The sequence below is a fragment of the Thermoflexus sp. genome, assembly GCF_042408365.1.
In the GTDB taxonomy this organism is placed as follows: domain Bacteria; phylum Chloroflexota; class Anaerolineae; order Thermoflexales; family Thermoflexaceae; genus Thermoflexus.
On record NZ_JBHOQJ010000131.1, the window covers coordinates 12,460 to 37,840 of the forward strand.

The 25,381-nt window shown below is 62.9% G+C and carries 23 protein-coding genes and 2 pseudogenes; 16 read left to right on the plus strand and 9 right to left on the minus strand.

Features of this window, described 5'->3' with window-relative positions:
• Position 1 precedes the first annotated feature (1 nt).
• The 5 genes and pseudogenes from ACFMO5_RS05800 to ACFMO5_RS05820 all read left to right on the plus strand — a co-directional run bounded on the left by ACFMO5_RS05800 (position 2) and on the right by ACFMO5_RS05820 (position 4,458).
• Entirely contained in the window at positions 2 to 664 is a 663-nt protein-coding gene (locus ACFMO5_RS05800; protein ID WP_376791832.1) for an NADH-quinone oxidoreductase subunit B, read from the plus strand.
• Between the two features lie 128 nt (positions 665 to 792).
• Positions 793 to 1,239: pseudogene (locus tag ACFMO5_RS05805) on the plus strand (NADH-quinone oxidoreductase subunit C); the annotation flags it as partial.
• Positions 1,240 to 1,416: 177 nt separating this feature from the next.
• Positions 1,417 to 2,571 (plus strand): NADH-quinone oxidoreductase subunit D, encoded by a 1,155-nt coding sequence (locus ACFMO5_RS05810; protein ID WP_376791833.1) that lies wholly within the window; start codon positions 1,417 to 1,419, stop codon positions 2,569 to 2,571.
• Positions 2,572 to 2,707: 136 nt separating this feature from the next.
• A complete protein-coding gene (locus ACFMO5_RS05815) occupies positions 2,708 to 3,322 on the plus strand; it encodes a 4Fe-4S binding protein (RefSeq protein ID WP_376791811.1) in 615 nt (204 codons plus the stop codon).
• 68 nt (positions 3,323 to 3,390) lie between these two features.
• Positions 3,391 to 4,458 (plus strand): Mrp/NBP35 family ATP-binding protein, encoded by a 1,068-nt coding sequence (locus ACFMO5_RS05820; protein WP_376791812.1) that lies wholly within the window; start codon positions 3,391 to 3,393, stop codon positions 4,456 to 4,458.
• A gap of 158 nt (positions 4,459 to 4,616) precedes the next feature.
• Here ACFMO5_RS05820 and ACFMO5_RS05825 read toward each other — a convergent pair whose 3' ends face one another.
• The 7 genes and pseudogenes from ACFMO5_RS05825 to ACFMO5_RS05855 all read right to left on the minus strand — a co-directional run.
• On the minus strand, positions 4,617 to 5,882 hold the full coding sequence (locus ACFMO5_RS05825) for an ABC transporter permease (RefSeq protein WP_376791813.1): 1,266 nt from the start codon (positions 5,880 to 5,882) through the stop codon (positions 4,617 to 4,619).
• A gap of 113 nt (positions 5,883 to 5,995) precedes the next feature.
• Entirely contained in the window at positions 5,996 to 7,255 is a 1,260-nt protein-coding gene (locus ACFMO5_RS05830) for an ABC transporter permease (protein ID WP_376791814.1), read from the minus strand.
• A 58-nt stretch (positions 7,256 to 7,313) separates the two neighbouring features.
• A complete protein-coding gene (locus ACFMO5_RS05835) occupies positions 7,314 to 8,699 on the minus strand; it encodes an efflux RND transporter periplasmic adaptor subunit (RefSeq protein ID WP_376791815.1) in 1,386 nt (461 codons plus the stop codon).
• Between the two features lie 49 nt (positions 8,700 to 8,748).
• Entirely contained in the window at positions 8,749 to 9,357 is a 609-nt protein-coding gene (locus ACFMO5_RS05840; protein WP_376791816.1) for a TetR/AcrR family transcriptional regulator, read from the minus strand.
• A gap of 929 nt (positions 9,358 to 10,286) precedes the next feature.
• Positions 10,287 to 10,814 carry a hypothetical protein gene (locus ACFMO5_RS05845; protein ID WP_376791817.1) on the minus strand — a complete coding sequence of 176 codons (528 nt, stop codon included), beginning with the start codon at positions 10,812 to 10,814 and terminating at the stop codon, positions 10,287 to 10,289.
• Positions 10,815 to 10,826: 12 nt separating this feature from the next.
• Positions 10,827 to 11,042, minus strand: a complete 216-nt coding sequence (locus ACFMO5_RS05850) for a hypothetical protein (RefSeq protein ID WP_376791818.1) — start codon at positions 11,040 to 11,042, stop codon at positions 10,827 to 10,829.
• A gap of 54 nt (positions 11,043 to 11,096) precedes the next feature.
• A pseudogene (locus tag ACFMO5_RS05855) lies at positions 11,097 to 11,390 on the minus strand (RNA polymerase sigma factor); the annotation flags it as partial.
• A 578-nt stretch (positions 11,391 to 11,968) separates the two neighbouring features.
• Between ACFMO5_RS05855 and ACFMO5_RS05860 the strand changes: the two are divergent.
• From ACFMO5_RS05860 to chrA, 3 genes are all read left to right on the plus strand, one after another.
• Positions 11,969 to 12,676 (plus strand): Crp/Fnr family transcriptional regulator, encoded by a 708-nt coding sequence (locus tag ACFMO5_RS05860; RefSeq protein ID WP_376791819.1) that lies wholly within the window; start codon positions 11,969 to 11,971, stop codon positions 12,674 to 12,676.
• Positions 12,677 to 13,013: 337 nt separating this feature from the next.
• Positions 13,014 to 13,928 (plus strand): hypothetical protein, encoded by a 915-nt coding sequence (locus tag ACFMO5_RS05865; protein ID WP_376791820.1) that lies wholly within the window; start codon positions 13,014 to 13,016, stop codon positions 13,926 to 13,928.
• Between the two features lie 66 nt (positions 13,929 to 13,994).
• A complete protein-coding gene (gene chrA / locus ACFMO5_RS05870) occupies positions 13,995 to 15,140 on the plus strand; it encodes a chromate efflux transporter (protein WP_376791821.1) in 1,146 nt (381 codons plus the stop codon).
• 34 nt (positions 15,141 to 15,174) lie between these two features.
• On the opposite strand, the gene tilS is transcribed toward chrA, so the two are convergent.
• On the minus strand, positions 15,175 to 16,677 hold the full coding sequence (tilS, locus tag ACFMO5_RS05875) for a tRNA lysidine(34) synthetase TilS (protein WP_376791822.1): 1,503 nt from the start codon (positions 16,675 to 16,677) through the stop codon (positions 15,175 to 15,177).
• A gap of 81 nt (positions 16,678 to 16,758) precedes the next feature.
• Positions 16,759 to 17,550 (minus strand): alpha/beta fold hydrolase, encoded by a 792-nt coding sequence (locus ACFMO5_RS05880; protein ID WP_376791823.1) that lies wholly within the window; start codon positions 17,548 to 17,550, stop codon positions 16,759 to 16,761.
• A gap of 262 nt (positions 17,551 to 17,812) precedes the next feature.
• On the opposite strand from ACFMO5_RS05880, the gene ACFMO5_RS05885 reads away from it, so the two are divergent.
• The 8 genes from ACFMO5_RS05885 (at position 17,813) to ACFMO5_RS05920 (ending at position 25,353) form a co-directional block, all read left to right on the plus strand.
• A complete protein-coding gene (locus tag ACFMO5_RS05885; protein WP_376791824.1) occupies positions 17,813 to 18,022 on the plus strand; it encodes a hypothetical protein in 210 nt (69 codons plus the stop codon).
• A gap of 117 nt (positions 18,023 to 18,139) precedes the next feature.
• On the plus strand, positions 18,140 to 18,658 hold the full coding sequence (locus ACFMO5_RS05890) for a hypothetical protein (protein ID WP_376791825.1): 519 nt from the start codon (positions 18,140 to 18,142) through the stop codon (positions 18,656 to 18,658).
• Positions 18,659 to 19,155: 497 nt separating this feature from the next.
• Positions 19,156 to 19,695, plus strand: coding sequence for a TadE/TadG family type IV pilus assembly protein (locus tag ACFMO5_RS05895; RefSeq protein WP_376791826.1), 540 nt, complete (start codon positions 19,156 to 19,158; stop codon positions 19,693 to 19,695).
• Between the two features lie 16 nt (positions 19,696 to 19,711).
• Positions 19,712 to 21,055 carry a pilus assembly protein TadG-related protein gene (locus ACFMO5_RS05900; protein WP_376791827.1) on the plus strand — a complete coding sequence of 448 codons (1,344 nt, stop codon included), beginning with the start codon at positions 19,712 to 19,714 and terminating at the stop codon, positions 21,053 to 21,055.
• Positions 21,056 to 21,064: 9 nt separating this feature from the next.
• Positions 21,065 to 21,562, plus strand: coding sequence for a TadE/TadG family type IV pilus assembly protein (locus ACFMO5_RS05905; protein ID WP_376791828.1), 498 nt, complete (start codon positions 21,065 to 21,067; stop codon positions 21,560 to 21,562).
• Between the two features lie 292 nt (positions 21,563 to 21,854).
• Complete coding sequence (locus tag ACFMO5_RS05910; protein WP_376791829.1) at positions 21,855 to 23,072, plus strand: ROK family protein; 1,218 nt, start codon at positions 21,855 to 21,857, stop codon at positions 23,070 to 23,072.
• Complete coding sequence (locus ACFMO5_RS05915; protein WP_376791830.1) at positions 23,072 to 24,022, plus strand: amidohydrolase family protein; 951 nt, start codon at positions 23,072 to 23,074, stop codon at positions 24,020 to 24,022. Before ACFMO5_RS05910 ends, ACFMO5_RS05915 begins: the two co-directional genes overlap by 1 nt.
• A gap of 44 nt (positions 24,023 to 24,066) precedes the next feature.
• Positions 24,067 to 25,353 carry an ABC transporter substrate-binding protein gene (locus ACFMO5_RS05920; RefSeq protein WP_376791831.1) on the plus strand — a complete coding sequence of 429 codons (1,287 nt, stop codon included), beginning with the start codon at positions 24,067 to 24,069 and terminating at the stop codon, positions 25,351 to 25,353.
• The last annotated feature ends 28 nt before the right edge of the window (positions 25,354 to 25,381 follow it).

Here is a 25,381-nt window from a genome sequence, read left to right on the forward strand (position 1 = left end):
ATTGCGCGATCTGAACACGACACCGGTCCCCCCCGAGCTCAGCAATAACGTCTTCATCACCACGATCGATCGGTTCGTGAGCTATATCTACAATTGGGGGCGTAAGCGTTCGGTTTGGCCGATGATGTTCGGCCTGGCGTGCTGCGCGATTGAGATGATCTGTGCGGCGGCCAGCCGTTTCGACATCGCCCGGTTCGGCTCCGAGCTGATGCGACCCAGCCCCCGTCAGGCCGACCTCATGATCGTCTCCGGGACGGTCACCAAGAAGATGGTCCCTCAGATTGTTCGCCTCTATAACCAGATGCCGGAACCCAAATATGTGATTTCCATGGGGGCATGCGCCACCGGTGGCGGCCCGTTCAAAGAGGGCTACAACGTGGTCTCCGGCATCGACAAGTTCATCCCGGTGGATGTCTATGTGCCAGGCTGCCCGCCCCGGCCGGAAGCTCTTCTCCACGGCCTGTTGAAGCTTTATGAGAAAATCGAGCGCCAATCCGTCCGAGCGGTGCCTTGGTATCAGCGAGGCGAATCCGAGGCGATCCCCGTGCCCATCCTCGGGCCGGATCTGATCGATCCACGGCGTCTTCCGGAGATCCGTGCCCGCCTTGCGAAGCTGCGGGCCCAGCAGGAGGCATCCGCGGGAGCTTCATCTCAAAGTTCTTAGGGGGTGGGCGATCCCCTCACATGCTTCCGGCGGGCGGATCGATGGGTGCCGGTTGAGGGAGATGAACTCGGGATGTGTCGCCGCTGAAATCCCACCTGACTCCAATCTGATTCCGATGGGAGGAAAGGATGACCGCGCCGGCGAAGACCAAGGCGGCCCCACTGGCGGAGCTGAAGGGTGACCTCGCGGTCCTGAAGGAGAAATTCGGTGATGCAGTTCAACCCGCTGAATACGAGGGCGTCGTCATCTCCAATGATGTTCTGGTAGAGGCCGCCCGATTCATCCGGGATGAGCTGGGCTATCGATATCTCTCCAGCGTGACAGCCGTCGATTACATCCAGGAAGGCTATTTCGAGGTTGTCTATCATGCTTACCGTCTGGAAGGCGGCGGTCCCCTGGTGTTCAAGGCTCGCACCCCCCGGGATGTGGCCACAGTCCCCTCGCTGGTCTCGGTGTGGCCGGGGGCGGACTTCCAAGAGCGGGAGGCTTGGGACCTCATGGGGATCCGATTCGCCGGCCATCCCAACCTCAAGCGGATCCTGCTCTGGGAGGGCTTTCACGGCCATCCGCTGCGCAAAGACTGGAAGGAGCCCTATTTCGAAGAGGAACACAAGCCTTTCAGCAGCCGCTGGCCGTCTGGCCATCACATACGGGCGGAGGACAGGGTCCTCTGGCACGATAACGTGCAGTATCCACTGGACTGGGACCCCGATCAGGTCGAGGACACCTCGGACGAGTTGCTCTACATCGGCATGGGGCAGTTTGCCCGGGCGGAGACGGGGGAGCCGGTGGAGCTGAAGAGCCTGCGCACAGACAGGCTGGTAGTCAACATGGGCCCCCAACACCCGAGCACCCACGGGGTCTTCCGCATGGTGGTCACTCTGGATGGGGAGACCATCGTGCGCTTGGAGCCGGTCATGGGCTATCTTCACCGCAACCATGAAAAGATCGGCGAGCGGAACATGTATTTGCAGAACATGCCCTACACAGACCGGCTGGATTATATCTGCTCGATGAGCAATAACTTGGGCTACGCCATCGCGGTGGAAAAGCTGCTGGGGATCAAGCCCCCGGAGCGGGCGGAGTACCTCCGGGTGATCATGGCGGAGTTCACCCGTATCGTGAACCACCTATGGGCCATCGGCTTCCTGCTGAACGACCTGGGCGCTTTCTTCACGCCAGCGCTCTACGCAATTGAGGAGCGGGAGCTGATTTTGGATCTTTTCGAAGAGGCCGCAGGCTCCCGGATGATGTGCAACTACATGCGCTTCGGCGGGGTGGCCCACGATGTCTCCGACGACTGGATCGCCCGGGCGAAGGAGCTGGTGTATAACCGGCTCCCCCGGGCCATCGAGGAGTTGGATCGTTATCTCACCCACAACGAGCTGATCAAGGCCCGCTGTCAGGGCGTGGGGGTGTTGCCGCCGGACCTGGCTGTGGCCTACAGCGCGGCGGGCCCGGTGCTCCGCGCCTCGGGGATCCCTTACGATGTCCGACGGGCGGAGCCTTACAGCATCTACGATCGCTTCGACTTCGATGTGGCGGTCCGCTATAACGGCGATGTCTACGACCGCTACCTGATTCGCATCGACGAGATGTGGCAGTCCCTGCGGATCCTGCGGCAGGCCCTGGACCAGATCCCTGGGGGCGAGATCCAGGCAGGCAAGAAACAGTATATGATCCGCGTTCCTCCCGGCCAGTCCTATGGGCGGGTGGAGAACCCCAAGGGCGAATTGGGCTTTTACATCGTCAGCGACGGCAGCCCCAACCCCTACCGTTATCACATCCGGGCGCCGTCTTTCATCAACCTCACGGCCCTCAACGAGATGTGCAAAGGCCACAAGGTGGCCGACGTGGTGGTCATCCTGGGCAGCATCGACATCGTTCTGGGCGAGGTGGATCGCTAAAGTCTAAAGGGAGTGCGATCAACGCCATCCCAAGAGAAAAATTCTTCAGGGGGTTGGGGGCCTCCTTCAGCGGCTCCAACCCCCTGAAGATCTTCGGTGTCTATGAGCTGATCAATCTTATGGGAGGCCAATCGCGATGATCTACGGCCTGGGCATCCTCAAAGGTCTTGGTGTGACCCTCAAACATTTCATTTACTCCTACATTGAGGATATTCGTTATCTGTTCGAGGGAGGGCGCTACCGGCCTCAACATCTCCCTGCGCGACAGGGACCGCGGGCCCGGGGCGTGTTCACCGTTCAGTATCCCAAAGAGAAGCTGCCTTTGCCGGAGAACTTTCGATACATTCCTTTCCTGGTTTACGACACCCAAGAGGATAAGATCAAGTGCACCTCCTGTGGGATCTGCGCCAAGGTCTGTCCGCCCCAGTGCATCTGGATCGTGCGCGGGACGGACCCGACCACCGGTCGCCCGAAGCCCGAGCCAGAGGCTTTCTACATCGACGCCACGATCTGTATGTCCTGCGGCTTCTGTGCGGAGTTCTGCCCGTTCGATGCGATCAAGATGGATCACGATTACGAGCTCTCGTCCTATGAGCGCTATGAGTCCTTGGTGTTCGACCTCCCGCGTCTGCTGAAGCCGGACACCTATCACGCGCAAATCCATCCCTCGGATTGGGCCCGGGAGCAGGCAGAGAAAGAAGCCGAGAAGGTCAAGAAGGGCGAGAAGGCAGCGGCTCGCTCTTCTGCATAAGCTGACAATGGGGCAGTTGCAGGATAGGCCCCTATGGGTGCTCTGAAGGGGAGAAAATGGAGGCCTCAATGACAACACGGGAACAGGTTCTGAGCGCGCTTCGCGGGGTTCGGGATCCAGAACTGGGACGGGATATCGTGTCGCTGGGGATGGTGCGCGAGGTGGTGGTGGAGGGGGATCGGGTGGCCCTGAACGTGGCCTTGACCACCCCCGCTTGCCCGCTGAGCGAGCGCATCGAAGCCGATATCCGCGCGGCCATCCAGGCCCTGCCCGGGGTGCGGGAGGTGGAGATCCGGCTGACGGCCGAGGTGCCCGCCCATGCCCGGCTGCAGACGATCGAGGGGCTGAGGATCAAGAACATCCTGGCGGTGGGCAGCGGGAAGGGCGGGGTAGGCAAGAGCACGGTGGCCGCCAATCTGGCGGTGGCTTTGGCGGGGATGGGGGCGATGGTGGGGTTGATGGACGCCGACGTCTATGGGCCCAACATCCCTGAGATGCTGGGCGTGAAACGGATCCCGGCGCCGCAGGGGGACAAAATCCTGCCCGCGGTGGCCTATGGGGTGCGGGTGATGTCGCTGGGGTTTCTGCTGCCACCGGATCAGCCGGTGATCTGGCGGGGGCCGATGCTGCACAGCGCGGTGCGGCAATTCCTAACCGACGTCGATTGGGGGCTGTTGGACTATCTGGTCGTGGATCTGCCGCCGGGGACAGGGGATGTGGCCCTCTCCCTGGCCCAGCTGGCCCCAGTGACAGGGGCGGTGGTGGTGACCACGCCCCAAGGGGTTTCGTTAAGCGATGTGGGGCGGGCGGTGCGGATGTTTGAGCGGCTGGAGGTGCCGGTGCTAGGAGTGGTGGAGAACATGAGCGGCTTTGTGTGTCCCCACTGCGGAACAGTGACCGCCATCTTCGGACAGGATGGAGGGCGGCAGCTGGCGGAGCGGATGGGGGTGCCATTTTTGGGGCGCGTCCCCCTCGACCCACGGGTGGTGGAGAGCGGAGAGGTGGGGCGCCCGGTGGTGATCACCCACCCCGATAGCCCGGCGGCCCAGGCCTTGCGGGACATCGCCCGCCAGATCGCCGCCCGCGTCAGCGTCCTCAACCTCAGCGAGCCAGTGCCCCAGGCCTCCCGCTCTTAGCGAGATCGAGAGGTCAAGGCATTAAGGCCTGGGGGCGCGCGGAAGGTTAGGTTCTTCCCCAGGTTTTAGTCCTTGAGGGCCTTCGTGGGTTAGGGGCCGCCGAAGGCAGCCTCTAACCCACGAAGGTTTTTTCTCCTCCCTCTGCTGGCAAGTTCCGGTTATTCATATCGCAGCGCGACGATGGGATCCAAGCGAGCGGCTCGCCAGGCCGGGTAAAGGCCAAAGAAGATGCCGACCGCCGAGCTGATCCCTACCGCCAGCAGGACAGCCCCAGGGGTCACGATGGCCCGGAATACCCCTCCGGCTAGCGCGGAGATCAGTTGGGCGGTGAGGATCCCCAACAAGACCCCCAATGCGCCTCCGATCAGCGAAAGGAGCACCGTCTCGATCAGAAACTGAACCATGATATCCCGCCGCCGGGCTCCCACCGCTTTCCGCAGGCCAATCTCCCGGGTCCGCTCCCGCACGGAAACCAGGGTGATGTTCATGATCCCGATCCCTCCGACCAAGAGGGAGATCCCTGCAATGGCCGAGAGGAAAGCGGTGAGGATCGTCGTGAGATTTCCGAAGAGGCTGAGGATCTCCTCCTGGGAGACCACTGTGAAGTCCTCATCTTCCCGGAATCGGATCCCATGGCGCTCCCGCAGGATCGCGGTAGCTTGCTCCTGGGCCGCCCGGATTCGTTCGGGGGAACGCGCCACCAGCACGATGGCGCTGAGGCCCGGCTCTCCCCCCCGCCCGCGCAGGCCGTAAAGGTACTGATGCATGGTGCTCAAAGGGATCAATACCACTTCATCCTCATTGCCGAAAGAAGTCCCCCCCTTGGGGCTCAGCACACCGATCACTCGGAAGGGGACGTCCCGGATTCGAATCAGTTGCCCCACGGGATCCCGCTCGCCGAAGAGCGTGCGGGCGGTCTCGGCCCCCAGGAGGGCTACCCGGGCGCGGGTCCGTTCATCTTCCAGCTCGATGAATCGTCCCCGATCCACCCGCCAGTTCCGGGCGATCCGATATTCCGGCGTCACCCCGCGCACGGTGGTGATGGCTCGCTCTTTCTCCGACGCCACTGGAAAGGTTTGGGCTACCACGGGGGCCACCATGGCAATATCCGGCGCCCGAAGGGGATCCTGCAGCGCTCGGGCGTCTCCCAACGTCAAGGCCGGTCGCATCAGGCCGGATTGCTGGGCCGCGGCTCGTGTGATCCCAGTCTGGGAAAATCCCCCGGGGAACACGAACAGAACGTTCGGCCCGACTGCCTGAACTTGGCGCTGGATGTAGTCCTGAACGCCCTGGCCGGCGGCCAGCAGGGCGACCACCGCGCCCACCCCGATGAGGATGCCCAACAGGCTCAGGATCGTTCGCAGCTTATTGGCCAACAGGCTTTGGGCGGCTGTCTGAAGGTTCTCCTGAAGAAGGGCAAGCATTGATGTGCTCCTCCATCCCAGCTTGCAATTCGCTGAATCAGAAGAAGCAGCGGATCGCCCCAACCCCACAAAGCTAAGAACACACAAAGCGCTCGGACGGATTCCCGAGCGCGTTATTCGTATCGCAATGCGACGATCGGATCCAGCTGAGCGGCCCGCCAGGCTGGGTAGAGGCCGAAGAAGAGGCCGACGGCGGCGCTCACCCCTACTGCCAGGGCCACCGTATCCCACCCCACCGCCGCCTGCACCTCGCCCCGGCTGAGGACGCCAATGAGCGAGGCCAGCAGCGCTCCCCCCACGGTCCCCAGCGCACCGCCCAACATGGTAATCAGGGTGGCCTCGGTGAGGAACTGGATCAGGATATCTCGGCGTCGAGCGCCCACCGCTTTCCGCAGGCCGATCTCCCGGGTCCGCTCGGTCACTGAAACCAGCATGATGTTCATGATCCCAATGCCGCCCACCAGCAGCGAGATGGCGCCCAGTGCCCCCAGAAAGATCGTGAGCACATTAGAGATCTGTCCGAAGATCGAGATCAACTCAAACTGGGTGAGGACGGTGAAATCATCTTCATCCTGGAAGCGGATCCGGTGACGCTCGCGAAGAACCTCCGTGATCGTCCGAACAACCTCGTCCGAATATTCCGCCCGGGCCACCTGCAGCATGATCCCGGTGACCAAGAGATCGCCGGTGCGTCGATCCCGGGCGTCGTAGAGGATCTCTTGGGCCACCGGGAGGGGGATGAAGGCCAGGTCGTTGTAATCGCCGAAGGCGCTGCCACCTTTATCGGACATCACCCCGATCACCCGGAAGGGGATCCCGTTGATCCGCACGGTCTTCCCCACGGGGTTCGGGAGCTCGGGGAAGAGGCGGCGGGCCGGGGTCAGGCCCAGCACGATCACACGTGATCGGTTCAGGATATGGCTTTCCTCCAGGAACGTGCCGTAGAGGGGGCGCCAGTTGCGGGCGGGGGCGTAGCCGGGCGTGGTGCCTAGGATGACGGTCACCGCCTCCCGGCCTTCGCTCTCGATCGGCCCGAACCGCTGGACGACCGGGACGACCGCCGTCGTCCGGCCGCGGACCGCCCGCTCGATGGCCTGCACGTCTCGCATGGTGAGGGATGAGATGTCCTGTAGGGCAGCCCCGGTGGTCCCCCCTTCGGTTGCCGCCTGGGGGATGACAAAAATCAGATTGGTGCCGATGGCGGCGAATTGGGCGTTGATGTAATGTTGAACGCCCCGTCCGATGGCCACCATGGCGATGACGGCAGCCACCCCGATCAGGATGCCCAGCAGCGTCAGAGCGGCCCGCAACCGGTTCGATGCGAGGGTCTCCAGGGCTTGGCGGATGTTCTCGATCCAAAACGCGGTCCGCACAACCGACCTCCTCCTTCCGTACGACGGGGAAGCAGCGATCCTCAGCGGGGGGCCAGCCTTAGCGCCCGAACCGGAAGAAACGGAACGCCGCGGACGGCCCGATCTCGCCCAGGGCCACCACATCGCCTTCGCGCAAACCCTCCACCACTTCGCTTTCGGTCTCGCCCTGGGCGCCCAGGCGGATCTCCACCTCCTCCACGCGGTCGCCAACCACACGGTTCACGAAAGCCCGGCCAGTCTCCCGATCCCGGCGGACCGCGGCGTTAGGCACGAGGAGCACGTTCTCCCGGCGTTCCACCTCGATCTCCACAGTGGCGCTCATTCCCACCCGCAGGGCAGGATCCCGCTCGTCCAGGATCACCCGAACACGGTAGGTGGCGGCGCCTCCGGATTCGATGGCAGCGGGGGCGATGGATTCGATATGGCCTCGGAACGTACGGCCGGGCATGGCATCCAAGGTGATCTCCACCGACATTCCTTCTTTCAGGCGCACCACATCCACCTCGTCCACCGTCAGATCTAAGTGGAGATCGCTTAAATCCGCCAGGACGATCGCTCCTCCCGGGACGCCCGCGCCCACTGCCTGACCAACCTCGATGTTCAGGGCGATGACGGTGCCGTCAAAGGGCGCGGTCAGCGTCGCCTGTTCCAGCTGCCGCCGCGCCTGTTCGAGCTGCAGGCGGGCCTGCTCCAGCTGCAGGCGCATCCGCTCCACCGTGAGGGCGTCCGGCTGCAGCCGAGCCAGGTTGGCTTGGGCCTGGGCGAGCTGGGCCCGGGCGGCCTCCAGTTGTTCGGGCCGGGCTCCGGCCCGGAGCTTCTCGTACTGAAGCCGGGCGACCTCGGCTTGGAGCTCCGCCTGCCCGACTCGAGCGTTCGCCAAATCGAGATCCACGGGCGCTGAAAGCGGGGAACCCGCCGTCTTATCCCGGGTCAGCTGCGCCTGCCAGAGCGCGTTCTTGGCGATCTCATAGTTCAATCGCGCCATCTCCAGATCAAGAGGATCCGGCCCCTTCTCCAGCGCCTGCAGGGCTGCTTGGGCGCTGCGCACCGCGGCACGGGCCGCCGCGAGCTCCTCGGGCTTGGGCCCCTGGACGGTCTGGCTGTAAACCACCTGCTGGGTGAGGTAGGCGATCTCGGCCTGACGCACGGCCAACTCCAGGTCCGATGTGTCCAGACGGGCCAGGGGTTGCCCCTTGCGGACCGTTTCCCCCTCCCGGACGAAGATCTCTGCGACCGTGCCGGGGGTGGCGAAGTTCAGGACCGCCTGGGCGCGCGGGCGGATCTTGCCCGCCGCGCTCAGAGTGATCCGAAGCGTCCCGCGCCGGATGGTTACCGTCTCAGGGGACGCGGACGGTTGCGCCCGGACGCGTTCGAGGAGGGCCCAGGCGCCGATCGCAACCGCTGCGATCAGCGCGCCGAACAACCACAGCCTACGACCTCGCATGGGTGGTTCACCTCCCGGAAGGGTTCTCCGGCGGCGAGCAGCATCATCGTTAACCCGACTGGTTCGGGTTCCCCTCTAACCCCCAAAGGAGAAGGGCGGACAGCTCCCGAGCCACCTGCTCGGGAGGAAGAGTGGCCAGGTCCGGATCGAGCTCCATACCGAAGATCGTCACTCCATGAAGAGCCCCCCAGATCGCCCAGAGAACGAGGCCCGGATGCAATGGCCGGTTGCGACGGCGCAGTTCCAACGCCAACATGTTCCGTACCTGTTCCAAGAAGGGCTGGACCACTTGGGTGATGAACGCTTGGCGTACCGCTTCGTCGGTGCGGATCTCTTGATACAAAGCCTGCATCAGGGGAAGCTGGGCCCGCATCGCCGTCAGTCGTTCAGTGAGGAAAGTTTCTAGCCATTGTTGGGGTTCCATGGACTCCAGCTTCTGGAGTTGCTGCTGGATGGGTTGGATCGTCAGCGTCTCGAACAGGGCGAGGAGGAGGTGACGTTTTGTCGGAAAATAGCGGAAGAGGGTGCCCTCGGCCACCCCTGCGGCCTGGGCGATTGCACGGGTGGTGCTCCCCCGGAACCCATAACGGGCGAAGACCCGCGCGGCGGCCTCCAGGATCTGAGCCCGCCGGGCATCCGCCGCCATCCGCGTGGCCATCCATGCCTCCCTGAAAGTGAGTGCTCACTCAGCATACGTGAGAAAGAGGGATTTCGTCAACTTCTCGTTGAGGAGCTCGCCCCTCGTAGCCAACCGTTTCCTCTGGCTCTCCAGGGGGGTAGGGTCCTCGCCCTTCACCCTCCAAATGGGGCGAGGCGATGGAGAACGGTAGGAGATCGCAGAGCAGAAGGCGGGAGGCGAAAGGACCTTGTTTCGCAGCCGAAAACCGGGGTTGACACCTGCTGCTGTCTTTGTGATCACCTGTTGCAGTTCGTCGGTCCTCTCCCATTCGGCGAGAACCAAGCCGATGGGGAGGATCGGTGGCCAAAGGCCGCGCCGCATTTGCGGGCTGATGGGTTGGTTGCCCGCAAAGGGGCACCCCACGCGATCTTGAGGATCGCGTGGGGACCCCCAAAAGGCCCTACCGCGAGTTCCGCGGGAAGGGACGCCGGTGGGGATCGGCGCTGCGGCGGAACGGTGGGCGACCACCGGTCGACGAGCACCCGGTTGAGGAAGCCGGAAGGGACCGGTCATCTAGTCACCCATCCGGGTGACATAGATGACGTTGAGTCACGGAACGGTTCCAGGGAATGATTGTAAGGGCACCCACAAGGGGCGCCCCTACAATTGACATCCCCCCTGGCTCTATGGGGCCCGTGGGAAGACCCACGGACCAGTCAGGTGCACGCTCTCCGTCGGGCGTTCCAGGTCCCATCCAATCAGCCCCCGGATCTGAAGGGCTCCCTTTCGCTGGCGCGGGTTGGTGGATCCGATCAGGAAGAAAACTCGGAAGCACCCTTCCCCATCCGGGCGGATCCCCGCCGTAAGCGGTGTGCGGGCCCAAGGTCAGCTGAGGGCCCAGATCCCACGATCGCTGGGGATCTGGGGGGTGATGCACAATCGCGCTTTCGTACTGGAAGAGGTCACGATCAGCTTTTCCATAGTGACTCGGACTCCATTTGCGACGGCTGCCTGCGGTGTTGCGAGCCGATCGCCAGGATGCACGGGAACGGCGAAGGTGGACGTGAAAGGTCCGATCGTCCGCCCTGCGCCGGGGGGATCCTCTGCAAGCTTTCCTCGGATCCCGAGATCGGGATCACGTTCAACTGGAGGGTCGCTTGCAGCCGCAACGTGTCGGGAAGCGGGAAGCCTTCCCACGCGTCGAAGGCGACGATGGAGACCTGTTCGCCCGGAAGGAGGGTCAGGCCCATGAGCGTGGAGGTCCCGATCAAGCCCTCTTCCGCCTCCGGTTGAAACACGCGGCCGGCGTCATCGGTGAGACGGATCTTGGGGATCTCCAGCCGTTCGTTGGCCTGAGATGGGCCCTGGATTCGATAGTCGATGAAGATCGAGTTCCAATCCGCGTACGCCCACTCCAACGTGATGCGATATCCATCCCGCTCCTGTTGTAGTCCTATGGGTGTTAGCAGCTGGGCGCTCGCCGGCCCGCGAGCCAAGGCGAAGCGCTCCTAGAGGTTCCCTGCCCAGGCGCCCACTCCGACCCCCAGGGCCAGCAAGAGGGCGAGCAGGCCCCACGCCAGCAGCTGCCGGATCCATCGCCTGATGCCGGCTGGCTGGGAGGAGGCTTCGATCCGGGCACGGAGGCGGGGCCACAGATTCGCCTCCCTCGGGAACGCCCGCTCCGCCATCTCCTTCAGCATATGGCTCAGCTCCAGCTCATCCATCTCAGGACCTCCGTTCCGTGAACTTGGGAAGCGACGGGGTTGCGGATTCCGATCTCAGCCTTCCCTTTCATCCAAAGCCGCTCGAAGGCGCAAACGCACTTCATACAGGTAGTGCTTGACGGCCCCGATGCTGCACCCCATGATCTCCGCGATCTCCTTTTCGCTGAGTTCCTGGTAATAGCGCAGCACCACGACGATCCGCTGGGCGGGGGATAGATTGGCGATAGCCCCCCGAAGCCTCTGATGGCGTTCGCTCTGCTCCGCCCAATCCTCTGGCGTCGGCAGGGGATCCTTCCAACGGCCCTCCGGGTTTTCTCTTCCCTCCTCGGACTCGGGATCCGTGTTGGGACGTCGGTCGCGTTGATGGGCGAGAGGAGCCTTGGGGCAGGGAGGACGAAGCCCTCATTGCGTTCCTCAGGGCTTGAATCCGGACAGGATCCGCGCCGGGAAGGTCCAAGCCGGTGGCGGCGGCCAGCTCCTCGTTGGTGTCACCGCGTGTGATGATGCCGGGCTCCAAGCCGTCGTGGCAGTGGGGCACCACGCCTCGGGCCAGGAGCTCCCCGAAGGGAGCCAGGCGCCCGTAATACCACACCGGGTGGGACGGATCCCCCCAGGCCGGTCGGGACGCGGCGTCTAAGCTCAAGAGCGCGATGAACCCCATCGCCAGAGCCATCAGTCCCAAGACCATCGCCTGTTTCCAGCATCGCCGATTCCCCATCGTCAACCTACTGAAATTGGATTCCATCATGAAGCACCTGAGATCCGGTCAAAAGGTGGGGGTCTATTTCGAGAGCGCGCCGATCGAGCTCCGAATGAAGGGTATCCGGCCAGGGATGGGCACAGGAACCGATTTTCAGCGTAAACTCATAAGGGGCAGGCACAAGGCCTATCCCTACCCGAGGAACCATCGGTTTGGGGCCAGGTTCATGCGCACGCTGATGGAAGTCTTACGGTCCGTCCCGCTGTTCAGCGGCCTGGATGAGGAGGCTTACCACGAGATCGGTCACTGGGTGGAGGTGCTTTCCTTCCCGCCCGAGCACTTCATCTTCTACCAAGGGGACGAAGCGGATGCGGTCTGGATTGTGGCCAGCGGACGGGTTCGCATGCTCCGGCACGCATCGCCGGGGAAGGAGGTGATCTTGGAGCTTCTGGGTCCGGGCGAGGTGTTTGGAGGTGCGACCCTCCTGCTCAGCCGCAACCCCGCTACGGCTCAAGCGGCAACTCCTGTTACGGTCCTGCGGCTTCCCCGTTCCGCCTATCTGGAGCTCCTGGAGCGTTACCCTCGAGTGGCGGTCCGTTTGCTGCAGATGTTGGGTCGGCGGCTGGAGCATGCAATGTCCATTCGCGCTCTCATCCTCGAGAAGGTGGAAAATCGCATCGCCTACGTGTTGCTGACCCTGGCGGAGCGGGCGGGGCGCTCGGACCCTCAAGGGGTCTGGCTCACGATCCCGCTCTCGCGGGAGGACATCGCCCGCATGGCGGGGACTACGCTGGAAACGGCGATCCGTATCCTGAGCCGGTGGACCCGCGCCGGATGGATCCGCACGGAGCGGGGCGGTTATATCCTGATTCGGGACGTGGAAGCGTTGCAGGATCTCGCTCGTCCGGAGGAGGGTGAGCAGGGAAAGCCTTAACGATTGAAGGGATCGCATCCAACGCGTGGAGATCATCTTCCTGCAGGGGATTTCGTTGGGGCATGGCTGTGGGGTGGGGTAGGGACATCCTTGGTGGGCGCCCCGATGGGCAGGCACAAGGCCTGCCCCTACATCCTTCCCATTGGGACCACTTCTCCTAACTTGTTTTACACGGGTTCAAATGCGACGACACCGATGTGTAGGGCTGAAAAGCCCTCTGTTGAGCATCGCCCTGCTTCTATCAGCACGGATGCCCTCCAGACCCGCGCCGACAGGTTTAGCCACCATGCCGTCTTCCTCATCTCCCTCGCTGATCCCGACGGGGAGTGGGATGCCCATGACCCCTGGGATCATTAGGCCGGTTGCCTCCCCAACCCATGTCGCTTCCCCCGGGGCGCCAGGCCTCGCGATTTTATCCTTCCAGGCGGATCGGGCGACGATCATGCCAGGGGAGGTTTTTACGCTCACCTGGGAATCCATGGGGGCCACGCAAGCCTGGCTGTATCCGCTGGTGGGGAGCCGATTGCCTCAAGGCGTTCCCGTTTCGCCGACTGGCTCGCAAATCGTGACCGCCCCGCTGCATCTACGCCAGCCGCCGGAATATATACTATTCGTTTTGGACAGATCCGGCGTTTACGTCTCACGTAGCCTCCGCTTGCCCCTCCGAGGGTGCCCAGAGCAGCGGTTTTTCCCCAACGCACCGACGGAATGTCCGTCAGGCCCTCCAGTTGTTTCCTTTGCTGCCTATCAGCCCTTCGAGCGCGGGCACGCGATCTGGATCCAGGCTCGCGATGAGATCTTTGTGCTCTCTGCCGATGAACAGGGGCATCAAGGGCGGGTGTTTATTGATCTGTTGGGGGAAGGGAGGCCGGAATATGATCCGGCGCTTACGCCCCCTCCGGGGCTGTTCCAGTCGATTCGGGGATTCGGACTGGTATGGCGGAATGATCCCGGGGTCCGGGCGCGCCCGGGTTGGGCGCTCCAGCTGGAACAGGGATTCACTACCCGAATTCAGATGACGGCGCGGGAGCATTATAATATCTTGTTCGCCCAGGCGCCGGATGGAGGGACCTGGCAACTCGATCCGGAGGGCTCGGGTTGGTCCCATCATCCTCCATCGGGATCATTCCGCGCCTCGCCCCTCTTCTCCGTTGCGGCGGAGGAAGGGAGGGGAAGCGAAGCGGTCTTCCTTCGACGGCTTAATTTGCAAAGGGGTTGCTGTGGCCTTATCCCCATGAGGGGCTTCTTCTGAGGCGCCCACGTCCGGGACGCGCTGCGGAAGGCCGGCGCATTCCTGCTTCTTCAGGAGTGGGAAAGGATGGAAGGGTCCGAAAAGCGTCCCCGTTGGGGCGCGGCCTTAGAGGTGCTAGGGTTCTTCCTTTGGCTGGGCTCCACAGCCTTCGGCGGGCCGGCAGCCCATATCGCGATCATGCACCGCGAGCTGGTCCGCCGTCGACGCTGGGTGACGGAGGCTCAGTTCCTAGATCTTCTGAGCGCCACGTATCTCATCCCCGGCCCCAACTCCACGGAGATGGCCATTCACCTGGGATTCGTGCGGGCGGGATGGCCGGGGCTGGTGCTGGGGGGTGTGGCGTTTATCATGCCCGCGATGGCCATCGTGATGGCCCTAGCCGCCCTCTACGTGCATTTCCGAACCGTTCCAGCCCTCGCTGGGATCTTATACGGGGTCAAGCCTGTGGTCCTGGCCTTGATCGTCCAAGCCATTTGGGATCTGGGGCGGCGGGCGTTGCGCGATGTCCTCTCCATCCTATTGGGCCTGGTGGTCTGTGGGCTGTACCTGATGGGGGTTCACGAGCTGCTCCTTTTGATCGCCGCCGGCCTTCTTCGGGCGCTGGCCCGCGGGGTGCCGCGGCTCCGCCTGCCCTTCGCCGGGGTGTTGGGGTTGCCGTTGCTTCCCCTCGCCTCGCCGCCAGTCCCCTTCAGCCTTCCCCTGATGTTCCTGCTCTTCCTCAAGATCGGCGCCATCCTGTATGGGAGCGGCTACGTGCTGGTCGCTTACCTACGAGCGGATTTCGTGGCCCGCACCGGGTGGCTCACGGAGGCTCAGTTGCTGGATGCCGTGGCCATCGGGCAGGTGACTCCCGGGCCGGTACTCACCACCGTCACGTTCATCGGTTACCTTCTAGCCGGCCTCCCCGGCGCGCTGCTGGCCACTCTCGGGGTTTTCCTCCCCTCATTCGCGTTCGTCGCGCTGACCGGCCCGCTGATCCCTTGGATGCGGCGCTCCCATGTCATCGGTGCCTTCCTGGACGGTGTCAACGCGGCCTCGCTGGGGCTGATGGCGGGCGTCCTTATCCAGCTGATCCCCGCCTCTCTGGTCGACCTGCTGGCTGTGGCGATCGGGCTGGCCAGCCTGGCGGTCCTGGCCCGTCTCCCCATCAACGCCATATGGGTGGTCCTCGCGGGAGCTGGGGTGGGGTTGGTGAAAATCATCGGAGGATGATCCGGGGAATCCAGGGGGAGCCCACCCGTTTCGTTCACGTCGCCCGCCGGATGGCGATCCGCCACACCCGGCGGGAATCCGGGCCGGGACGGATGAACGCGGCGGGCCGGATGCCGGCGACCCACAGGATCTCATCCCGCTCGTTGACCAGCAACGGCCACCGATCGCGCCATGCCTGGGGGATCTTCCGGTTAATCAGGAAGGTTTTCAGGCGGACCGGGCCGGGCATCCCGGCGGGGTGGAAGCGGTCCCCCGGACGGCGAACCCGGAAGGATAGGCGGGTCCCTGAACGCTCCGGATCCAGATACAAAGTCCACAAATCCGTATGCTGCAACCGGTTCGGATCCCAAGGGAAGATTTCCTCCCAGATGACCACCCAGCGGCCGTCCGGCCACCGGGTCTCCCCCGGCTCCAGGGGGAGGGGATGGGCGAGCAATGGGAGATCGGGTTCCGGCCACGCTGCCCCCTCCCGAGCCACGATCAGGTTCCCGTAGGCGATCACCACCTGGAGGCCTTCCGGCCAGGTCAGCATGCCCCCTGTCATGCCCTCCTCAGCCATGCGGATCGCCTCCTCCACGTGCTCGAATCCCAAATCCCGCAGGCGGTGAGCCAGGCGAAAGGCGGCCTCCCGGAGCGCCATGCGTTTGAGGCTGAGGGGAAGCTCCCGCCAGCGGGCGAGGTCGAAGACGATGCGTTCCGGCTCTTCAGAGGCCAACACGGTGGGCCAGACCTGGCGGAGGGTTCCTTCCAGGAATTCGTAATCCGCCGCCAAGATCTCGGCCATCCGCCGCCAGGTTTCCCGGAGGCGAGGGTTCAGGCGTTCCAGGAAAGGAAGGACTTCGTGGCGCAGCCGGTTGCGGAAGAATGTGAGGTCCAGGTTCGAGCGGTCGAAGCGAGGGGTCAGCCCCTTCGCCTGTAGGTAAGCTTCGATCTCCCGGCGCCAGACTCCGAGGAGCGGCCGCACCAGCCAGAGCCCTTCAGGGGGGCGACGCAAGAGGCCGTGGTATTCGGTAAGGAGCATTCGAGGGCGCATCCCCCGCAGCCCGGCCAGGCCGCTCCCCCGCAGGAGATGCATCAGCACCGTTTCCACCTGGTCATCCGCATGGTGGGCCACCGCGATGGTGCGACTTCCCACTCGGGCGGCAACCTCGGCCAGAAACGTATAGCGCGCCTGGCGGGCCGCTTCTTCTAAGGAAACGCCCTCGCGGGCGGCCAGCGCTCGGACGTCTTCCTTCCCAATCGTGAAAGGCAGCCCCCACGCCTGGGCGAGCTCCGCCACAAAGGCCGCATCGGCATCTGCCTCCAGCCCGCGCAGGCCATGGTGAAGGTGGGCCACGTGGAGGGCAATCCCGAACTCTGAGGCCAGATCTCGCAACACATCCAGCAAACACAGGGAATCAGGCCCTCCGGAGACGCCAACGATGACCGTTTCCCCGGGGGGGAAGAGCTGGAACCGATGAGCAGCCTCACGGACCACCTGACGCACCCGAGCGACGACGCGTTGCTCCACCGTCATGGCGATCGCCTGGACAAGCATGGGGGCGAGCCTCGGAGTGGGCCCTCCCCGGGTTAGCGAACCGGTGGAGGGCCCGCAGGCCTTGCCTTCCTGAGAAAGGGCTCACAAGTTGCTCAGGAAACTTCGAACCCCCTCGTTGAAAGCCTCGGGGGCTTCCACATTGGCCAGATGGCCGGCCCGGGGGATCACCACCAGCTGGGCGTTTGGAATTCCTTCGGCCATCTGGCGGGCCACCTCAGGCGGTGCCACGCCATCTTCCTCGCCGACGATCACCAGCGTCGGGACTTGGATCCTGGGGAGGAGCTCCGTGCGATCCGGACGTTCCGCCATCGCCTGGAGCGCGCCGATGAGCCCGGCGGCCGGGTTGGTTAGCATCTTGCGTCGCAGGGTCTCCACCAACTCTGACCGCTCCCGCTGCGTGGTCGCGCCGAACAGCCGGGGCAGGAATGCCTCGATAGCGGCGGGGGTTCCCTCGGCGCGGATGCGCTCGATCAGCGCGTAGCGGTTGGCGCGAGCCTCCGGGGTGTCGGCCTGGTGCCGGGTGTCGGCCAGGATCAAGCCGCGGACCCGCTCGGGGTAGGCGGCGTAGAAGGCGAAGGCGACGTAGCCTCCCATTGAGAGACCGGCCAGCACCACGTGATCAACCCCTAAAGTATCCAACAACCCCCGCAGATCGGCGGCGTAGGTCTCCATTGTGTAAGGTCCCTCGGGCGCGCTGCTTCCGCCGAACCCCCGCAGGTCCACTGTAATGGAGCGGGCGATATCTGCCAGAGCCTCCACCTGTGGATCCCAGAGCCAGCGGCCCAGGGGGAAGCCATGGATCCAGAGCACCGGGATCCCCTGGCCGCGGATGTCATACACAAGGCGGATCCCATTGACTGTCGCAAACGGCATGCTTCCCTCCTCGGTTTCCAGATGAAAGCGAGGCTTCGGACTCCTCGCGTTTCTATCATACCTGGAGTTTGACAAATTGGAGTGAGGCGAGCCCGGGACGTGCGAACCTTGACCTTTTCCTCATGGATTCCGACCTCGGCACCCGGGTGACGCGTCTTGGTTGTCTCGTGCGCAAAACGCTCGAAGTTTTCTCTGCGCTGGCCTCCCACCTGGGTTATCATTAAGAGGCAAGGCCAGCAACCTGTCGCTGAGGAGGATGGACGTGCACCGTGAGGGACGGTGGTTGTTGGTGGGCGGGGTGCTGGGCGCCCTGTTCGGGATGTTAGCTGCTTATCTCTACATACGGGCCCGGCAGGAGCGCGGGGGGAGCGGGCGTCCCTCCCCGGCCGCCCTGGTCCAGAGCGCTGTTACGCTGGTGACCTTGCTGCGCCAGATTGTTGAACTGGCGGAAGGGAAAGGCCGCCGGTCCTGAATCCAGCCCTTCGGGCCGCGGGGAGGGGAAGGGGCCATCGGCCTCTCTACCAGGTATCCCCAAAATTCAGGCGGACAAGGCAATCCAGGCGAGGCTTAATCGCTGCGGGAGGTTTCCATGGATGAAATCCTAGAGCGTGTGAAAACGAACCGTCCGGCTCTCGAGCGCTGGCTTCGACTCCTTCCCGGTTACGCAGGGTACAAAGAAAAAGAACAGCGGCGGGATGCGGACCGTATCCTCCGTGAAACCATCGGTCAGCGGCTTCAGGAGCTGGCGGATCGTCTATTGGGGCTCCAGCGCGAGCTGGCGGGCCGGGATCTCTCTCACGTGGATGAGATCGATCGCTTGGTCCGTCGGATTCAGGCGCTGGCGGATCAGATCCGGGTGGGGCGTTATGGCTATGCGGGATTCTTCGATGCCATCCGCGTCGAGGAAGCAGCGCTCGAGGCGCTTTATCAGTTCGATGCGGATCTCCTTCAGAAGGTTGAGGAACTGCAGAAGGATGTAGAGCCTCTGGATTCGGCAATCCGTGGCGGTGGCGATCTCCTGTCCGCGCTCCGCCCCCTCGAGCGTCGGATTCAGGAACTCCAGGTCGCATGGACGCGACGGATGGAAGTCCTTGCTCGCGTCTCATGATCTTTCAGGGTGTGTCCGAACATTAAACCGCGCTCTCTCCGCCTGCCGGTCTGGGGGCTTCATTCCAGGTCATTTTTTCTCCATAGGGTGTGGGCCGCCGTAGGCGACCTGCACCCCACGGAGAAATCAGGAAGGTGGGTCCATTTCCCTCGCCGCGTAGCCCCTTTTCTCTCCCGGCGCCTCTCATGGTGCGCGCGAAAGATATAAGGGCAGGCCTTGCGCCTGCCCTCGAGCGCATCCTTCGGGGAAACTACCGCAAATCACTGTGGTGTAAAATATCTTCAAAATCAACACTTTGGCTGTTCAATGTTAGGTTATAAAAGTATAACTTGTGTATGAAATTGGTTAATGCGGATCTTGTTAGATCAATTTGCGGTATTATAAAAGAAAAACCGGGCAGCGGGGTGCTCCAGTGCCCGGTTGCTCCAAGGGGAGGGCTCGAGCTGTCTTTTTCTCCTGGGATGTGAATTGCCTCCCCATCGATCCAGGGGGTGCACATGCGGCGGCGAGGGCAGGGATTGGTGGAATTCGCGTTGGTATTGCCGTTGTTGCTGTTTCTCGTCATGGCCATCGCTGACTTCGGGCGGCTCTTGTTGATCTATGCCGAGCTGGCGGGCGGGGTGCGGGAAGCCTTGCGGTATGCCATTGTGAACGCTCCGGCTTCCTCAATGACCACACAACAATGGGACCAATACTGTAACGTCGAGCTCCTCAACCGCCTGAGGGCCGCGCTCGTGCTGACCCCTCCCAACGCCCTTGTCCCCGGGCAGACCTATTTCGTTTCGTTCGAGCCGTTCCGCTATGACACCAGCAGTTTCGCCCCCGCTGTCCCATGCCCGCCCCCGTCTGACAAGAAGAAGAACTTCGTCCTGAAACGGGAGGACCGGGTGGTGATCGAGGTACGGGTGACGGTCTCGACGATCACCCCCTTCATTCAAGCGTTGTTGCCTCAAGCGCAGATTCAGTATAAGGCGGGCCGTACCGTCTTCCCCCCGGACGGCGTGTATTTCGGCCCGTATCAACTGCCGAACCCTTAGGGGAAGGAGGCGGTCGATGGCGCGGGATCGCTCGGGCCAATCGCTGGTGCTGGTGGCGTTAATGCTGCCGGCCCTCATCGGGCTGGCGGCGCTGGCCATCGATGGGAACAACGCCTACGCCCAACGGCGGCGGGCCCAGAACGCCGCCGACGTGGGCGCGCTGGCCGGGACACGGGCCCTGTGGTTCGCCCAACATGGGGTGGGGGACGAATCCGCCATCCTGCAGGCGATCCATCAAGTTGTGGAGGCCCAGGGCATTCCGGACACCGATGACCAGCCGGGGGATGCAGCGAACACGAACGTCCAGGCCTTCTACTACATCTCGGAGACCGTACGGATCCCCATCCCGGCAGGTGCCGTGCCCCCCAACGCCCGAGGGGTAACCGTCATCGTCTGGAACCCCTTCCGCTCCTTCCTGGCGGCGGTTATCGGCCATGCGACGCTACGGGTGTCCGCGCAGGCCATCGCAGTTTATTCCCCCGGTTGGAGCTCTGGTGAATATGCGCTGACCGCCCTTTGCAAGAACGAGAACACCAACGGCCCATGCTATCAGAACGCCATGAACCTCACCGGCAGTGATATTTACATCAGCGGAGGGATTCACTCCAACAGCGGCCTGAACCTGAGCAACGCCGATCCCCAGCAGACGTCCCATGTGGTCCTGGAGAACGGAGTGTGCGAATACGGCGGGGACGCTTATGGATTGAACGATGCCGGGCTGGGCTGTAGTGGAGCCACTCCCTTGAGCCTCTCGTGGCTCTACACCATGAATCAGTTCGCCCCGGGCGGCAATTATTGGAACGCCGCGGGCCAGAAAGTCTGCCTGCGGCCTTCTTCAAATCAGGCGGTGACCCTGGATCCGACCGCCCCTTACACGCCTACCCTTGGGGATTGCACCCCGAATACCCTGAGCACGTATCGTCTGGTGAACGAGGCTTTATATTACGTGCAAGGAGATGTGACGCTGAACATCCCCAGCGGATGGACCACGCCGATCACCATCACCATTGCGGCGACCGGACGGATCGATGTGAACATGAAGAACTGCCCGGATATCGATGGGGACGGCTCCCCAGATTGTTCCAGGCTCTACCCCTATACAGCGATGAACCTTTTGTTCTTCAGCCCGGTCCAGGACGCAACGAGCCCGGTCATCCAGATCAGCTCCCCCAACATCTTCTGGAACGGCCTGATCTACGCGCCGGTGGGGCTGGTGCGTATGTCCTCGGCCGGCAACATCGTTACCGACGCCGGAGCCATCCTGGCCTGGCGGATCGATCTCTCCGGGTCCAAGATCTCCATTAGGACGCAGGCCAACCTGGGCCCAATGGGGCGGCCGCGGATGAAGCTGATCCGGTAGGAGGGGGCGATGCGGCGCGGGCAAGGGCTGGTGGAAATGGCGCTGAGCCTCACGGTGCTGTTGTTGCTGGCGATGGGGCTGATCGATCTGGGGCGGGCTTTTGTGGTTTGGCTGGCCATCCATGACGCCGCTGCGGAGGGCGCGCTGTATGCAGCGGTAAACCCCTACTGCCTGAACCCGAACAACCAGCTGCCACCAGGCGCTGACCCTGATGTTCAGTGTGACGATCCCAACAATGTGCAGTATCGAGCCTACACCCGTGCGCTGAGCGAAACTCGCTGGATTCCCCTTTCCCTGGTGGACCCCAGCCGGATCGCGGTGACCGTTGAGCCGAATCAGGCGGCCTTCTCGACCCCGGTGATCTACGAAGGGGACCGGATCACGGTCACCGTGATTTATACCATGCCGATCCTCACCCCGCTGATGCAGGCCATGCTCGGCCCCGAATTGGTGATCCGCGCCCAGGCCATCCAAGTCGCCCTGGAGGCCCAACCGAGGAGCCCGTAACTGTTTCGCCTCGCCCGCCCTCTCAGGTCGGACCGTTCGAACAGGGGGCAAGGAAGTTGTAAAGAAGGGCTTTCTTAGCGCCTGGGAATGTTTCTTCATGACCCATGGGCCTCAGTACTTTGTTTAGAAGTCGCCTCAAAACTCCGCATTCCGATACGTTTTCTTGCAGGAAATGGGAAGGCCTCATCTCTAACTCCTCATACCCGTTAGACCCTCAGCTTGGAGATTCTGGGGCTTGACAATTTTTTTCTTTTCGAACAAAATTAATTAAAACCTTTGGATGGAGGAGGGAATGGAGATCGGCCGTCCGGAGGTGCTGGAACGGATCAATCGATCGGCCATTCTGGAATTGATCCGGATGCATCCGGGCATTCCCCGGGCGGAGCTGGGACGGCGGTTGGGGTTGAGTCCTGCGACGGTGACGCGTCTGGTCGGGCAGCTCATCGAAGATGGCTTGGTGGTCGAGCGGGAAGCGGATGCTGCCCCACGGGGTTATCGGGGGCCAGGGCGGCGTCCCCGTTCCCTGTATCTCAATCACGAAGCCTATCACCTGATCGGAGTGGATCTGGGGGGAACGCATTTGGTCGGAGCGATCGCCAACCTGAACGGCGAGATCATGACGGAGGTTCGACGCCCATCCAAGCCGAATGGGAAGCCATCCGAGGCTCTGGAGCAGCTGATGAAAGGCCTTCGGGAGCTGTTAGATCATGCGGAGCAGCGCGGCTATTCGATTCGAGGGATCGGCATCGGGGTTCCTGGCGTGACGGACCCTAATCAAGGCCGGGTGATTTGGGCTCCTGCTTTTGAGTGGCGGGATCTGCCCTTGAAGGCGGTCGTTGAGCACGAATTGGGGATCCCAACTTTTATTGAGAACGATGTGAATCTGGCAGCGTTTGGGGAAAAATGGTTCGGAGCTGGGAAGGGAGTTCGGAATCTGGTCTGTGTGTTCATTGGGACCGGGATTGGGGCGGGCCTCATTCTGAACGGTGAGCTGTATCGGGGGCACCACTACGCTGCGGGCGAGGTCGGCTATGTGATCCCGGAGCGCGCACTGCTGCACCGCGCTTATGAGACTTTTGGCTGCACGGAGCTCCTGGCCGCGGGGCCCTCCATCGCCCGGCGCGCGGTGGAGCGTCTGCCCGAGTTTCCGGACAGCACGCTGCGGCCGCTGATCGAGGCAGGGCGCCTGGAGGCCACCGATGTCTTCCGAGCGGCGGGGGAAGGCGATCCGCTCGCCCGTGCGGTCGCCGAAGAGGCGCTGGATTACCTGGCCATTATGCTCGCTAGCGTGATCTCGGTAGTGGATCCGGAGATGATCCTGCTGGGGGGCGGGGTGGCTCGCGCGGGCTCCTATCTGCTGGAGGGGTTGCAGCGGCGCTTGGAGCCTGTTGTCCCAGCGATGCCGATCCTTCAACTCTCCGCTCTGGGGGATCGGGCGGGCATTCTTGGGGCGGTCGCGTATGCCATTTTCGAGCTGGAAGGGCTGATGCGGATCCGACGGGGGCTGTGATGAGACGGATCAGCCGGTGGGGGTTGCGGATCATTGACTTCCACGCGCATTTCCCAGCGCGGGACAACTATCTCGCAGACTGGGAGGCGAAGCACACTGCCCGCTTCGGGGCGGAGAAACTTGAGCGCCTGCGCCAGGATGCGCGATGGTACCAGGAGCGGTGGTGGCGAGCCTACTCCTTCCCCTTCCCGGAAGAACCGGTAGCTCCCCCCGAGATCCAGGCGGAGCGCTGGGCTGCGGAAGTGGAACGCTATGGCCTGGATTATGTGGTCTTTCTGACCGGCGGCGGGAACGACCAGCTGGCGGAGATCGTGCGCCGCTATCCGGACCGGTTTATCGGTTTTGCCCACCATGATCCGTTCCACCCGGATGCGGCCTCCGAGCTACGACGCGCCGTTCGGGATCTGGGCCTGAAAGGCTACAAGATCCTGGCTCCTGCCCTGCGAGGTCCGATCGATGACCCGGCTTTGGATCCCCTCTGGCGGATGTGTGAGGAGCTGGGCATCCCTGTGCTTATCCATTTCGGGATCTTGGGCGGCGGGGGTGGGATCGCCTTCCATGAAAATATCAGTCCCTTAAGGCTGCACGATGTGGCCAAAGGGTTCCCCGACGTGCCTTTTGTGATCCCCCATTTCGGATGCGGCTATCCGCGGGAGCTTTTACATTTGTGCTGGTCATGCCGCAACGTGTATGTGGACACCTCTGGGAACAACGAATGGGTCCGCTGGATGCCTTATGAGCTCACCCTGAAAGATCTGTTCCGCCGATTCGTCGAGACCATTGGGCCCGATCGCATCTTGTTCGGTAGCGACTCCGAATGGTTTCCTCGTGGGTTTGCGGTCCGTTATCTGGAGGAGCAGCTTCGGATCTGTTATGAAATCGGGCTGCGGGAGGAGGATATCCAGAGGATCTTCGCGGGGAACGCTGCGCGATTACTCAGGCTGGATTGAGGACGTCCCATTGGATTGATCTCAAAACGCCTGGGAGGTGTGCCATGTGGAAACAGTGGAAACATAAGATCACTCTGATGTTTTTCTTGGCCGCGCTGGTCTCAGCGCAATGCGGGCCTGCTGCTCCCGCCTCTCCAACGGCCCCGCCTCAGATCACCATCGTGCACTGGCAGCACCACCATGAAGCGCGGAAGCCTGTGGTCGATGCGTTGATCCAGGAATTCCAAGCCAAGTATCCCAATGCCACCATCAAATTTGAGAGCATCCCCTACGAGCAGTATTTCGACAAGCTGTTGACAGCCCTGGCGAGCAAGACCGGGCCGGATGTCTTCCAGATCCCTATGGAGATGGCCGAGCAGCTCATCAAGGCAGGGGCCCTCGCGCCTGTGCCGGAGAGCGTGATGACCTCTCAACAGATCGAGGAGGCGTTCATCCCGGCGGCTATCCAGCGCTTTAAGTCCGGTGGGAAGTATTATGGCCTGCCCACGGACGTCCAGACGTTGATCCTCTTCATCAATGTAGACCTGCTTAAGGAATGCGGGGGTGATCCGGCCAAGCCTCCTGCGACCTGGGAGGAGCTCGAGGAGCAGGCCCGCCGGTGTACGAAGCGGGACGCGCAAGGGAACATCGTCCAGGCGGGTCTGGATACCCGCTACCGCTGGGCTGTCTTCACGCAAGCCATGTATAGCTTCATCGATGGCCCGGTTGTGGATGCGGCCTCCTGCAAGGTGAACTACGATGAGCCCCAGGGGATCGCCGCGTGGAAGCTGGTTGCGGAGCTGATGACCGGCCCTGAGGCGGTGGATTCCCCGAAGTTCCTCACGGGTCAGCGCAAGTTTGAGCAAGGCAAGGCTGTCTTTTACATCAACCATCCCGTTACCCGGGGCCGTCTGGAGCGGGAGGCGAAGGGGATCAACTGGATCGTGGCCCCGCCACCGGTCCCCGCGGGGAAGAAACCGGTCACGCCGCTGCACGTCTGGGCATATGTAGTGAACAAAGATACCCGAAACCCGGAGTGGGCGTGGCGCTGGGTTCAGTTCTTGACCGGCAAAGATGCCCAGATCCAGTGGTTCCAGAAAGCCGGCGACCTCCCCTCTTTGAAGGCGCTGGTCTCGGACCCGTCGCTGGCCACGGATGAAAAGTTCCGTATCGCCCTGGAGTCCATGAACTACTCCCGGCCGGTCGAGCAGGTGGGTCAGACCGAGGTAGACAACATCCAGGCCGAGCTGTGGGAGAAGATCGTCATCCAAGGTGCAGATGTGGAGACGGCTGTAAAGGAGGCGGCCGCCAAGGAGGAAGAGGTCGTCCGCAAGATCTTGGGCTGTCCATGAGCTCAAGGTGGGGTGGGGGGGGGGGGGG

Bases quoted from the DNA above. Each gene is read 5' to 3' on its own strand.
- ACFMO5_RS05865 (WP_376791820.1), top strand. From the start codon at position 13,014: ATGACCCCTGGGATCATTAGGCCGGTTGCCTCCCCAACCCATGTCGCT.
- ACFMO5_RS05815 (WP_376791811.1), top strand. From the start codon at position 2,708: ATGATCTACGGCCTGGGCATCCTCAAAGGTCTTGGTGTGACCCTCAAA.
- ACFMO5_RS05890 (WP_376791825.1), top strand. From the start codon at position 18,140: ATGGATGAAATCCTAGAGCGTGTGAAAACGAACCGTCCGGCTCTCGAG.
- ACFMO5_RS05850 (WP_376791818.1), bottom strand. From the start codon at position 11,042: ATGGATGAGCTGGAGCTGAGCCATATGCTGAAGGAGATGGCGGAGCGG.
- ACFMO5_RS05835 (WP_376791815.1), bottom strand. From the start codon at position 8,699: ATGCGAGGTCGTAGGCTGTGGTTGTTCGGCGCGCTGATCGCAGCGGTT.
- ACFMO5_RS05920 (WP_376791831.1), top strand. From the start codon at position 24,067: ATGTGGAAACAGTGGAAACATAAGATCACTCTGATGTTTTTCTTGGCC.
- ACFMO5_RS05860 (WP_376791819.1), top strand. From the start codon at position 11,969: ATGCGCACGCTGATGGAAGTCTTACGGTCCGTCCCGCTGTTCAGCGGC.
- ACFMO5_RS05900 (WP_376791827.1), top strand. From the start codon at position 19,712: ATGGCGCGGGATCGCTCGGGCCAATCGCTGGTGCTGGTGGCGTTAATG.
- ACFMO5_RS05905 (WP_376791828.1), top strand. From the start codon at position 21,065: ATGCGGCGCGGGCAAGGGCTGGTGGAAATGGCGCTGAGCCTCACGGTG.
- chrA (WP_376791821.1), top strand. From the start codon at position 13,995: ATGGAAGGGTCCGAAAAGCGTCCCCGTTGGGGCGCGGCCTTAGAGGTG.
- ACFMO5_RS05825 (WP_376791813.1), bottom strand. From the start codon at position 5,882: ATGCTTGCCCTTCTTCAGGAGAACCTTCAGACAGCCGCCCAAAGCCTG.
- ACFMO5_RS05810 (WP_376791833.1), top strand. From the start codon at position 1,417: ATGGGGCAGTTTGCCCGGGCGGAGACGGGGGAGCCGGTGGAGCTGAAG.
- ACFMO5_RS05880 (WP_376791823.1), bottom strand. From the start codon at position 17,550: ATGCCGTTTGCGACAGTCAATGGGATCCGCCTTGTGTATGACATCCGC.
- ACFMO5_RS05820 (WP_376791812.1), top strand. From the start codon at position 3,391: ATGACAACACGGGAACAGGTTCTGAGCGCGCTTCGCGGGGTTCGGGAT.
- tilS (WP_376791822.1), bottom strand. From the start codon at position 16,677: ATGCTTGTCCAGGCGATCGCCATGACGGTGGAGCAACGCGTCGTCGCT.
- ACFMO5_RS05840 (WP_376791816.1), bottom strand. From the start codon at position 9,357: ATGGCCACGCGGATGGCGGCGGATGCCCGGCGGGCTCAGATCCTGGAG.
- ACFMO5_RS05895 (WP_376791826.1), top strand. From the start codon at position 19,156: ATGCGGCGGCGAGGGCAGGGATTGGTGGAATTCGCGTTGGTATTGCCG.
- ACFMO5_RS05910 (WP_376791829.1), top strand. From the start codon at position 21,855: ATGGAGATCGGCCGTCCGGAGGTGCTGGAACGGATCAATCGATCGGCC.
- ACFMO5_RS05915 (WP_376791830.1), top strand. From the start codon at position 23,072: ATGAGACGGATCAGCCGGTGGGGGTTGCGGATCATTGACTTCCACGCG.